This window comes from Paraburkholderia ribeironis, from assembly GCF_900019265.1.
GTDB lineage: Bacteria > Pseudomonadota > Gammaproteobacteria > Burkholderiales > Burkholderiaceae > Paraburkholderia > Paraburkholderia ribeironis.
On record NZ_CYGX02000037.1, the window covers coordinates 1 to 11,809 of the forward strand.

An 11,809-nucleotide genomic window follows, 5' to 3' on the forward strand; every position below is an offset into this window, starting at 1 on the left:
TTAATCAGCGTTTCCCTAGATGCATTAAAAACAACGTTTTAACCACATCTCGGGATGCACGACTCCCTCTGCGCTATAAGCAGAAAATTTTAGCCATGGATTTATTGACTTCCGACGCGAGGGTGTTAGATTTGAATCGCGTCGGAGATCACATCCGGCCGGAGCCGGGTTAGGCTCATAAATGACTCACAGCTTCACGTCCAATTTGGGTTAAATGGAGGGGCCGACTGCGCGTTGTGAGAGACAGCAGTGCGGCCCGTTTTTTTGCCGGCCGATATTTGCCCGACCGCTTTCGATCCTAAACCCTTTTAAAATTTTTTTCACGAACTACGTTGCGAAAAATGGTTCCGCAGGCACGTCGTTACGTTCTTCTCTTGCCAAAACGATTCCCGCTGCCTATACCCTGCGCGGCGTGCAGGCGTCCTCCGGCATCTCGTAGTTCCAATATTTACTCGCAAACCTCGACTTCCGAGTGATATCCCCAATCAGTCTGCAGCGGCAATTTTGGTTCGCGCTGAGGCAATACGCCGAGTCGCTCGCGCTCTGCCTTAAGCAGTCGCAGTTGGTAGAGCGCGGCGCGCTGCACCCGGCTAGCGGCCCCTTCGCGCGGCACTCGGCCATATGAGGCGAACTAGGAAATTTTGCCGTGGCAGAAATCAGTGTGGACGGTTGCGCTGCGTTGAAGCACTACCGGCGCCCGATACGCTCTGGAGGAACAGGGAGCAGTGTCCTATTGCGAAACATTGCCGCTTACAGCTAACGCCAGCGCCGGTCAGATCACGAAATTCGGAGCCCGGTCATCGAATCTCCAAACACTTGCAAACATGCCCCTACTTCGAGTTCTATGCTTCCGGCACGGTGAGAGTGCCGCTAATGCAGGCCATGCTACCGGCGACCCAGCGTCGATCGCTCTGACTGAAATGGGCGAAAAGCAGGCTCGAGCGATCAGCCGGCGCCTTACCGAGTCTCCGGCCGTCGTGATCTGCTCACCCTTCCTCCGCGCGTAACAGACGGCGGCTCCGACGTTGACCAGATTCCCGCCGTGCCAAGTGAGATATGGCCGGTTCAGGAATTCACCTACCTCGCACCGGCCAGATACGCAGGCACGTCGGCGGACGAGCGCCGTCCGTGGGTTGATGCGTACTGGAATGCGTTCAATCGGATGCTTGTGGATGGGCTAGGGGCCGAGACTTTCACTGCCCTCATCGAGCGTGTGTGCGCCACTCTCAATCGTCTCCGGCTGCTCCACGGCGCGTCAGATGTCACGGCAGCGATGTTCGGGCATGGGCAGTTCCTGAATGCAATGCGGTTGCTGATCCAGAATGGCGACGCAGTAATCGACGCTTACGCCATGCGCTGTCGCAATTTTTTCAACGCGCGTGCTTTCGTCTAGAGGGTTCGCTTGGCCCACCGTTAGGCTCCCGTCCCGCTCGCTTAAGCACATCTGGACGCGGCAACGCCGATTTAGCAGGCCGATCCGGTTCGAGCGGAGTAAATGCGTGTTGGACAGATGGCATCTGCTTTACCAGATTAACGATTTCGACGGCGATCTTCCGGTCTTCCACATCCTCCGACTTCGACATAGCCTTTGCCATCGCGCCGTATGCACACCGGACCTTCTGTCCGGTCTCCGAACGGTTTCCCGAATGGATGTGCCTTGCATCCTGAGCTGGCGTGACCTGCCGACGCTCGGGTGACGTACCGCGCTTTTTCTGCATGTTCAGGCCTGACGGCAGGTATTGTCCCGCGTGCTCGCCTGTTTCATTTCACTTTTATTCCGCCTTGACCTTGAAGTAGCTCCAAGGTGTTTACTAGAGGACATCTCAAGGAAGGAAACCAGCATGCCCCACGTAGAAGCTTCGAAAGATCGCCGGGAGCACGGCGCGGCGTGCTCCGATGGACACCATCACGACGACCATGCAGCGCGCCAGGCGCACGTCGCCGAACACGACCACAGCAACGGCAACGGCAACCCGCACGGCCACGACCACAAACACGGTCACACATGCTCGAGCGAGCATGGTGCTACCAGTCAACACAGCAATGGACACCCTCACGAGCACAAAGCACGCGACAACTGCTGCGCGCCGGCGCTCGTGTCGTTCGACTCGCTTTTCGCACCGACGTTAGTCGATGGTGCCGTGCGAACGCAAATCCGCATCCTGCAGATGGACTGTCCCACTGAAGAAGCGCTCATCCGCAAGAAACTGACCGGGATGCCCACCGTGGTATCGATGGAATTCAACCTGATGCAGCGGGTGCTCACGGTAACCCACAAGACGAACGCGCTGGCCTCCATACTCGACGCGTTGCGCTCTTTAGGATTCACCCCCGAAACATCCGATTCGGGAGTGGTGCCCGCGGACGCGCCAGCGCCCATCAGAAAACCGGTATGGCCACTCGCCCTCGCCGGTGCGGCAGCAATTGCTGCCGAGGTCGCGAGCTGGCTGGGGCAGCCGTCATGGCTCGTGGCAGCATTGGCGTTGGCCGCCGTTGTCGGTTCAGGTCTGACGACGTACCGCAAGGGCTGGATCGCAATCCGCAACGGCAACCTGAACATCAACGCCCTAATGAGTATCGCCGTGACGGGCGCGCTGCTCCTCGGCCAGTGGCCGGAAGCGGCCATGGTTATGGTGTTGTTCACGGTTGCGGAACTCATCGAAGCGAAGTCTCTCGACCGCGCCCGCAACGCGATAGAAGGGCTGATGAAACTGGCGCCCGATAGGGCGACAGTCCGACAGGACGACGGTACATGGCGTGAAGTCGATGCCCACAGCGTGGCGACGGGCGCCGTTGTGCGCGTCAGACCCGGGGAGCGCATTGGACTCGATGGACAGATAACGACTGGCCGCTCGTCAGTCAATCAGGCACCCATCACGGGTGAAAGCCTGCCCGTCGAGAAGGCCGAGGGGGATACCGTTTTCGCGGGCACCATCAACGAGTCCGGTTCGTTCGAATTCCGCGTGACGGCGGCCGCGAATAACACGACCCTGTCACGCATCATTCATGCAGTGGAGCAAGCGCAAGGCGCGAAAGCCCCCACCCAACGGTTCGTCGACCAGTTTGCGCGGGTGTACACGCCGATCGTTTTTGTGATCGCGCTCGCAGTTGCGGTGGTGCCGCCGCTGGCTTTTTCCGCTAGCTGGTTCGACTGGATTTACCGGGCCCTGGTGCTGCTCGTCATCGCATGCCCGTGTGCGTTGGTCATCTCGACGCCGGTCACCATCGTCAGTGGCCTGGCTGCTGCAGCCCGACACGGGATTCTCATCAAAGGCGGAACCTATCTCGAGCAAGGACGCAAGCTCAGCTGGCTGGCATTGGACAAGACGGGAACGATTACGCACGGCAAGCCTGTTCAAACCGACTTCGAGCTGCGTGCAACCGATGTGGACGCAGTACGGGTCAAAGCTCTCGCCGCAAGTCTCGCGGGCCGCTCCGATCATCCGGTATCGCTCGCGGTTGCGAAAGCCGCGCAGATCGATGATGTGGCGCATCTCATGGTGGATGCTTTTGAAGCGATTCCAGGCCGGGGTGTTCGAGGAACGATCGACGGACGCACGTATTCGCTCGGCAATCACCGCTTGATAGAAGAGCTCGGTTTCTGTTCGGCCGACCTGGAGCAGCGACTCGACGGGCTCGAGCGCCGCGGCAAGACGGTCGTCATGCTCACGGACGATAGCCGGGTCCTCGGCATGTTTGCAGTAGCCGACACGGTCAAGGACTCGAGCCGGGAGGCAATTTCCCAGCTTCACAAGCTTGGCGTACGCACCGCCATGTTAACCGGCGACAACCCGCACACTGCGCAGGCCATTGCCGATCAGGTCGGCATTGACAGTGCAGAGGGCAATCAGTTGCCCGAGGACAAGCTGCGCGCAGTCGAGCGTTTGTCGGCGGACTCGACGATGGTCGGAATGGTCGGCGACGGCATTAACGACGCGCCGGCCCTCGCGCGGGCGGACATTGGTTTCGCGATGGGGGCAATGGGAACAGATGCAGCCATCGAGACCGCCGATGTCGCTCTGATGGACGACGACCTGCGCAAGATTCCGAGGTTCATCCGACTGTCGAAGGCAACGTACTCCGTGCTCGTGCAAAACATCACGTTGGCTCTTGCTATCAAGGCCGTATTCCTCGTGCTGACCGTTGCGGGCCTCGGGACGATGTGGATGGCAGTGTTCGCAGACGTCGGCGCGAGTCTGATCGTGGTGGGTAATGGACTCCGCCTGTTGCGCAAGTGATGTCTGCCAGGGATACCTAATCATCGATGTGTCTAACGCACGTGAGAGTATCGGTCGAAGACTGGCCACGGGTGGTTCGTGAATTCGAGGCGTGACAGGGCCGAAAATGCGACGCTACGTCGACTCGTATAAATCTCTTGAGCGCGTAGTGGTGTGCGGAAATGTCCCCTTGCACCGCTCTTTCTATCGCCCCCGCAAGGTTGTTAAAAGCGGCCTTTGCCGCTAGAATCCCCGGGTCACTGGGGAGTAGCCTTCCTTCATCCTTTGAAGGAGAGCGCGTCAACATACTTGGCCTGCGGGTCATGGCGCGTTCGACCGGGTCGGTTTGGCGAGACCACTGACGTACTGCCTCGTTCTGGTCGGACGGGAAGCGGTGCGTCATTGGTTCGTCATCTACGTCCGACCGTGGAGTTGCCCTGTGAAGTATCGTTGTGCCCTGCCAGTCCCCCCTCTTGGCGGTCCGCTGCCTCGCTGCCTTTCGGCGTTTGCCGGGAGGCGCGCATGACCGGTCTCCTGTTCGAACTTGCCGTCATGCTGGTCGTCATTCTAGTGGCGGCCGAGCTCTTCACCAATGCGCTCGAGCATCTAGGCGAACGCCTGAAGATTTCCGAAGGCGTAACGGGTTCGCTATTCGCTGCGGTAGGCACTGCCTTGCCCGAGACACTCGTACCGCTACTCGCGATTGCCAGTGGCGCGACCGACAGCGTGGTCAATCAGGAGATCGGCGTCGGCGCAATCCTCGGCGCGCCGCTGATGCTCTCCACGCTCTCCACCTTCCTGATGACGCTTTCGATTCTCGGCTCGCGCGGCGTGCGCGGATGGGTCGCGCCCGAACGCACGGGCTTCACGCGCGACCTCAACTACTTTCTGTGCGCTTTCGTGCTCGCGGCCGCGGCGATGTACGTGCCGCATGAGCAGATGATCGTGCGCGCGCTCTTCAGCGTGGCGCTGGTCGGCGTATACATCACCTATGTGGTGATGACTTTCCGCGCATCGAATCAATTGGTCGACGCGGGCCATGGCACCGAAGCGCTGGGCAAGATGCTGATCTCGCGCGTCGGCGTCCCGACCAACCTCGGGACCATCGTGGTGCAACTGGCGCTTGCCGTTGCATTGCTGGTATGGGGGGCGGAAGGTTTCATCCATGGTGTGCGGGGCGTGTCGCAGGCGCTCGGCGTGTCGCCGCTGCTGCTCTCGCTGCTGATCATTCCGATCGCCACCGAGTTGCCGGAGAAGGTCAACAGCATCCTGTGGATTCGCCGCGGCAAGGACACGCTGGCTTTCGGCAACATCACCGGCGCGATGGTGTTTCAAGGCACCCTGCTTCCCGCGATCGGCATCATGCTGACGCCGTGGGTGCCGCGCGTCGAAGTGGTGACCGGCATCATGATTACGCTCGCTGCCGCTGCGTGGCTGCGCATCAACGTGCGCTCGCGAGGCGTGCCGGTGTGGGCGCTGCTCGTCTGCGGGGCGTTGTACGCGACGTACCTGGCGATCACGCTGATGCGCTAGGCGCGGCGAGTGTCACCGCAAGCCCTGTTCAGACGCCGGCGAGCAACAGCAAGGAGCGCTACATCGCAGTTTTTATTGTGCGTCGCTCCGTGAGCACTGACGGCGGGATAAACCCGTCATCCGACGCGGCGGGCCCAATCGACAGGTTAAGCGGGCACGCTGATCGGCAACGATGCCAATTCGCTCCTGCCTGTCGTCAGGGTGGCGGCCATATCAAGCCATGCCACCCCGCTCCGTGCTCACGCATCAAGTCTTCGCCGTGGCCGTCGCTTCGACGAACTCGCGCTTTGCGCGCAGCAAATCGGCCAGGATTTCCATTGACCGCCCCTCGTCTGCCGTCAGGTCAACAAGGAATCGATCGTTATTCTTTTGCATCCACGACATCGGCATGTCCCACCATTCAAGTTCCAGAAGTTTCTCGCGGATACGCTCGGAGAACCGGAACCGGACAAGGCGTGCAGGGCTGCCCACATAGATGCCATAAGGTTCGCTTTTGAAATTAGGCGGCACCACGGTTCTCGCCCCGATAACGCATCCGTTCTCGATGGTGGAACCGCCAAGAAACATCGCTTCGTCGCCGATCCACACGTCGTTGCGGATTACCGTGTCGCCATATTGCGGCGGTGGCACGTTGTTCAGCCCACTGCCGTAAGCACTAAGCACTGACGTTGAAATCGTCCGCATGTCATGCTGCCCATTTAGCAGAAACTTCAATCTCAAGCCACCGGCGACGTATTTCCCAACTACGAGCTTCTGCAAATCGGAGTCGTATTTGGCGGTCGAGCCGACACCTATTCCTGAACACTTGCCAATCGAGAAGGTTCCAACCTTCGCTTCTTCATCCAGCCAGTCGCGAAAGAAGTTGTTCGGGATCGTCGAGATCGATCCATCTCGATAGCCAAGCACGATGAAGGCTTTCGAATAAGGGTGTTGGGGCTGAACTCCGATAAAGTCGTCTGATGTGGTTACGTTCATGATGGTCCGTAGAAGGTGATTCGCGTCGCCGGCCACGCTTCGACATCAAGATCGAGAACGGCGAGGATGGTGCCGAAAAGCATATCGACGAGCGCGATAGCGCACTTCGCCGAATAGCGGCGCATTTCACGATCACTTCGACCTATAAGCACGTTTTACGGTGAGGGCCAGGCGCTGCCTACCTGCGCATCGGGTAGTTTGAGTCGCAGCGGGTTCGCCGGCGGGAGTAAGCGGTTCAGGCCTGATTCTGACTAAAGATATTTGTCGCCCTGCTGACGATCCCGGACCTTCTTCGCGGGGTTTCCGTATGTGACCGAAAAGGCGTCGACCGCCTTGAGAACAACTGATCCCGCGCCCACCACGCTGTGTTCGCCAATCGTGATTCCATGGCGCAACACGGCGCCGATGCTCACGGCCGCGTGGCTGCCGATGCGGCAATTGCCGCCGGTGGTCACGCCCGGCGCGAGGCTCGAAAAATCCTCCATGACGCAGTCGTGATCGAGCGATGCCTTCGTGTTCACGATGCAGAACCGGCCCACGCGGCAGTCAGCGTTGATAACGGCTCCCGCCATGACGACAGTGCCAGCTCCGATGCTTGTCCCTTTGCCGACGCTGGCCGCTGGGTGGACTACGCTGACGAATGGCAAATGTGGGCAGACATTGGCCACCTTGGCGGCCACGTTCGAGCGAACGCTGTTATCCCCGATCGCGACGACCGCTCCCTTCAGATCGTGTTCGATGGCCAACCTCGCCAGATCGGATTCGCCGCCAAGAACCGGATAGCCGAGAGTCGCTTCGCCAACTGCCCGAAAGGCGTCGATGAGGCCGGCGATCCGGTAGCGCCCCTGCTTTTCAACGATGTCGATAATAACTTTGGCGTGGCCGGAAGATCCGACAAGCACGATGTTTTGCATTGCCAACGTTCCGTTGTTAAGACCGGCTCGGTTTATTGAATACCGGCGACGATGCTGACAATGCGTTCGACCTGTACCGGGTTCAGACCGGGATAGATCGGCAGACACAAGATTCGTTTCGAAGCGGCGGCAGCGGTACTCAGATTGTTCTGGTCGGAGGACGGCAGGCCACGATACATCGGGAATTCAGATATAAGCGGGTAGAAGTAGCGGCGCGCGAAAATACCGTGTTCCTTCAGGCGCTCGTACAGTGCGTCACGGCTGATTGGAAAATTGTCTTCAACCTGAACGGGAAAGTAAGCGTAATTCGCCACTTTTTCGCCTGCGTCTGACATGCAGCGGATGCCAGGTACGTCAGCGAGCAGCTCGCGGTACTGCGCGTCGATTGCCTTGCGTTTTGCCAACGCATTGTCGACGTGTTGCAACTGCAGAAGTCCGAACGCGGCATTGATTTCGCTCATCTTGCCGTTGATGCCGGCGGCCACGACTGTCACTTCATCCACGAAACCGAAGTTCTTCAGATGGTCGATGCGCTGTTTGGTTTTCGCGTCCGGGCAGACAATCGCGCCGCCCTCAAACGTGTTGAAGACCTTGGTGGCGTGGAAACTGACAATCGACAGATCACCGTGCTTGAGCACACTGCCATCTTCGGTCTGCACGCCAAATGCGTGCGCGGCGTCGTAAATGACCTTGAGGTTGTAGTTGTCGGCGATCTTCTGGATGGCTTTCACATCGCAGGGATGACCGTAGCAGTGCACCGGCATGATGGCGGTTGTTTGCGGCGTGATCGCCGCTTCAATCTTTTCCGGGTCCAGGTTGAGCGTGTCCGGATCGACGTCCACGAAGACCGGTTTGATGCCGTTCCAAAGCAGCGAATGCGCGGTGGCTGCAAACGAGTAGGGCGTCGTAATGCATTCGCCATTGACGCGCAGCGCTTGCAGCGCGGTCACGAGAGCTAGCGTGCCGTTCGCGAATAGCGCGAGGTGTTCGACGCCCAGATACTCGCAAAGTGCCTTCTCGAGTTGCTGATGGAACGGCCCCCCGTTGGTGAGTGTCTTGCTGTTCCAGATCTTTTCGAGGTACGGCATGAACTCGGCCAGCGGCGGCAGATGTGGCTGAGTGACATAGATGCGTTCGTCGTCCAGCGACGTGATCGCACGGAGAGGCGCGCTAGAACCCATGGTTTCCTCGCTGCAGTTTTTTGGTCTGGGTCACGGATGACGGCCGTTATGCGGTATGAACCGCGTCGTCGCCGCGTGCCGCTTGCGGATCGTGCGCGCTGAAGGCTGTCGGAGCGAGACCGTTGCACCAGCGCTGCCACATCGTGCGAAATGCGCGTGAAAGGCTTTCCGCGACAACTTCCGGCTGGAACGGAGCCGACTGCGCACAGCGCTCCCGCAACGCCGTACGAATGCTCGCGAGTGCGGGGATGTCGGAGGCCAGCTTGACACCCTTCGCCACGAAATCGTCTGCATCTTCGGCTGCGAACGCGTCGAGACCTGAATGCGCGAGCCATGCCGTCGCCGCCCGGCTCGCCATGGTCTTGCCCGCTATCGTCAGCGTAGGCACGCCCATCCACAACGAGTTCAGAACGGTCGTCGAACCGGTATAGGGGAAGGTGTCGAGACAGATGTCGACCTGAAAGTGCTGCTGCAGGTAGACCTCTACGCGGGAACGCGGACGGAAAGTCAGGCGGTCTCGTGAAATGCCTTCGTTGACGAACCAGCTAATGAGGCTTTCATCGCCTTCGTCGCCATTCATGGAACCGAGCACCATCCGGGCAGTGGGCAGCTCGCGCAGCAACCTCGCCCACACGGCGACCACGTCGGGGCGCAACTTGTTCAGCCGGTTGAAACTGCCGAACGTGACATAGCCGTTGTGCATGGCCGGCAGAATGTTGACCGGCGGAGCATTCCTGTCCGGCAGGAACGGCCCGATGGCGGCCAGATGCACGAGCTTCTCGGAGAACTGCTGCTCGATCTCGCCGAACGGCGTAAAGAAACGGTCGCTGAGATAGTAGTCCATCGCGTCGAGACCGGTCGTCGCCGGGTATCCGATCCAGCTGGCCTGAATTGGCGCGGGCTTGCGCGCGAATGCCTGCAGCCGGTTGCGGCCGGTGTGCCCGCTCAGGTCGATCAGGATATCGATTTTGTCGGCGCGAACCTTGGCGATGAATTGCTCGTCCTGCATGCCGGCGATCCCGGTCCATTGTTCGACCTGGCCGCGCAACCAGTGCGTGTAGTCGTCTTCGTGCACGTGGTTGTAGTAGACATGGAGCGACAGGCTCTTGTCTTTCGCGAGAGGTTCGATGATCGGCAGCAGGTAAGAGGCGACTGCGTGCCGGAACAGGTCGCCGGAGACAATGCCGATTTTCAGCTGGCGATCAGGTGCGCGGCTATTCGCGTGACGCGGCTTCGGCAAGCGCAGCGATGTTTCATGAATCCGGGCAAATTCGCGATGGTCGGCGTAGATCTGCTCCGCGGTGATGTGAGGATTGTGCGCGATGCTGAAGAGCAAATTGCTGCGCGTCGGTGCATTTTTCGGATCGAGCTCGAGCGCGCGGCGAAAACATAGCTCGGCCTCGTCCGTGGCGCCAGCGCCAAGCAGCACCACGCCCAGCGTGCCATGGGACTCCGCGTAGTCGGGCGCGAGTTCGATGGCACGACGGCACTCGGCGATCCCTTCGCGAATGCGGCCTCGGCTGGCGAGCACCAAGCCAAGGATACGATGGCCTTCCGAATGATCAGGATGCAACTCGAGCAGTTTTCGGCACTCGGTTTCTGCCTCGGCATCCTGACCAAGCAGGCGCAGCAAGTCGGCCAGTGCCTTTCGGACTTCAGAATCGTCACTGCCAAACGATATGGCGTTCCTCAGGGGCTGGACGGAGTCGCTGTATTGGCCGGCTTTGTGAAGAGCGGTACCGAGGCAACGCCATGCGAGGCCGTTCGACGGAAATCGCTCTGTCAGGCTTCGTCCGAGCTTGATGGCATCCGGAATGTGGCCCTTGTTGAAGAGCGTGTTGAAGCGGGTTATTTCCTGTGGGGTGGGACGGCGCGTATCGAGTGCTGCCGTTGTGGCGTCCGTGGCGTCCGGATCTGTCGAAATGACTAGCGTCGCAGAGGGTTGCGGCGATGCAACGACCGGCGCGACCGCGGCGGTGGCGTACCTGGCACCGCCATGCGCCATTCGCGTAATCAGGCCGTCGACTGCCGGGCCCTTCAATCCCCTTTGTTGCCCCATTTCCAGCGCTAGCCACGCCGCCTGGATCTGATCGGCGTCGATCAATGCGTTGATGTAGGCAACCCAATATTGTCCGTTGTTCGGCGCACCGCCGAGCGCGGTTTCCAGGTGTGGTAGGGCCTCGGCAGGACGGCTGCGCTGCACGTATAGCACGCCGAGGTTGTACTGCACGTCGCCGTGGCCAGGCTTGGCATCGAGGATTGCCTTATACAACGCTTCGGCATCGTCGAACTCCTCCTTGTGGTGATGCGCCAACGCGGTCTGCAAGACCAAAGCGATGTCTTGCTCGAGCTGTTGTTCGGGCGTCAATGGTTCAGCGGTCGGCTGATCGTACAGGAGAGTCATGGTCTCAGCGCAGAATGGTCTATGACGGAAATTGTGCGATGGAGACGGCATTCCCGATGCTCAGAGATGACGGTAAAAAGGCCGCCTGTTTAGCGTATGGACAAGCACGGCAGGCGCCCAAAGGGCAAGAAAAAAGCCCGCACGAGGCGGGCTGAGGGAACGAGTGCGCCTCAACTTCAGCGCGTGGTTCTTATTGTCCTGTGCGGCGGGCGGTGCGGGTGGTGCAGTTCGGCAGGCTTGCCGTCGCGGCCGGACGCCCGCGCTGTGCTTACATGCGGGCGACCTGCTGATACTGACCGGCCGCCCTGGTGCGCGCGATCGCCGCTTCGAACTCGACATGCAGTTCGTTCTGGGTGGTTTGCGCGTCCGCCAGCAATGCGGCGTCGATCGCCTGGATCTGGCGGATCATCTCCAGCGCGGCCGGCGCCTGATCGGCGGACAGCGCCATCAGCAACGGCGAGCGCATTTCGGTGAGGCGCGCGGCTTGCGGCCAGTCGGCGAGCGAGGCGGCCTGTTCGATGTCGCGCGTGATCGACAGCAGGCGCTCCACCAGTTCCGTCTGACTCATCATGTTCGCCTCCATTC

General features: G+C 60.1%; 9 protein-coding genes and 1 riboswitch. Of the genes, 3 read left to right on the plus strand and 6 right to left on the minus strand.

The annotated features are described in order from the left end of the window. Nucleotides 1–824 precede the first annotated feature (824 nt). From BN2475_RS36545 to BN2475_RS17005, 3 genes are all read left to right on the plus strand, one after another. Nucleotides 825–1,007 (plus strand): phosphoglycerate mutase family protein, encoded by a 183-nt coding sequence (locus tag BN2475_RS36545; protein ID WP_094780672.1) that lies wholly within the window; start codon nucleotides 825–827, stop codon nucleotides 1,005–1,007. 834 nt (nucleotides 1,008–1,841) lie between these two features. After that, a complete protein-coding gene (locus BN2475_RS17000; protein ID WP_094780674.1) occupies nucleotides 1,842–4,238 on the plus strand; it encodes a heavy metal translocating P-type ATPase in 2,397 nt (798 codons plus the stop codon). 229 nt (nucleotides 4,239–4,467) lie between these two features. Next, nucleotides 4,468–4,639: riboswitch (yybP-ykoY riboswitch) on the plus strand. A gap of 100 nt (nucleotides 4,640–4,739) precedes the next feature. Next, nucleotides 4,740–5,750 (plus strand): sodium:calcium antiporter, encoded by a 1,011-nt coding sequence (locus tag BN2475_RS17005; RefSeq protein WP_094780675.1) that lies wholly within the window; start codon nucleotides 4,740–4,742, stop codon nucleotides 5,748–5,750. 246 nt (nucleotides 5,751–5,996) lie between these two features. Here the strand turns inward: BN2475_RS17005 and BN2475_RS17010 are convergent, their stop codons facing one another. From BN2475_RS17010 to fliT, 6 genes are all read right to left on the minus strand, one after another. Further along, a complete protein-coding gene (locus tag BN2475_RS17010) occupies nucleotides 5,997–6,725 on the minus strand; it encodes an LbetaH domain-containing protein (RefSeq protein WP_094780676.1) in 729 nt (242 codons plus the stop codon). Beyond that, nucleotides 6,722–6,850, minus strand: coding sequence for a hypothetical protein (locus BN2475_RS36230; RefSeq protein WP_281254230.1), 129 nt, complete (start codon nucleotides 6,848–6,850; stop codon nucleotides 6,722–6,724). The genes BN2475_RS17010 and BN2475_RS36230 overlap by 4 nt, the downstream gene beginning before the upstream one ends. Before the next feature lie 126 nt (nucleotides 6,851–6,976). Continuing rightward, nucleotides 6,977–7,639: an acetyltransferase gene (locus tag BN2475_RS17015; RefSeq protein ID WP_094780768.1), complete on the minus strand. Its 663-nt coding sequence runs from the start codon at nucleotides 7,637–7,639 to the stop codon at nucleotides 6,977–6,979. 32 nt (nucleotides 7,640–7,671) lie between these two features. Further along, on the minus strand, nucleotides 7,672–8,820 hold the full coding sequence (locus BN2475_RS17020) for a DegT/DnrJ/EryC1/StrS family aminotransferase (protein WP_094780677.1): 1,149 nt from the start codon (nucleotides 8,818–8,820) through the stop codon (nucleotides 7,672–7,674). Nucleotides 8,821–8,866: 46 nt separating this feature from the next. Continuing rightward, nucleotides 8,867–11,215 carry a tetratricopeptide repeat protein gene (locus BN2475_RS17025; RefSeq protein WP_425435542.1) on the minus strand — a complete coding sequence of 783 codons (2,349 nt, stop codon included), beginning with the start codon at nucleotides 11,213–11,215 and terminating at the stop codon, nucleotides 8,867–8,869. 277 nt (nucleotides 11,216–11,492) lie between these two features. Continuing rightward, the gene (gene fliT / locus BN2475_RS17030; protein WP_094780679.1) at nucleotides 11,493–11,807 is read right to left on the minus strand and encodes a flagellar protein FliT; all 315 of its coding nucleotides are present in this window, start codon (nucleotides 11,805–11,807) and stop codon (nucleotides 11,493–11,495) included. Nucleotides 11,808–11,809: the final 2 nt, after the last annotated feature.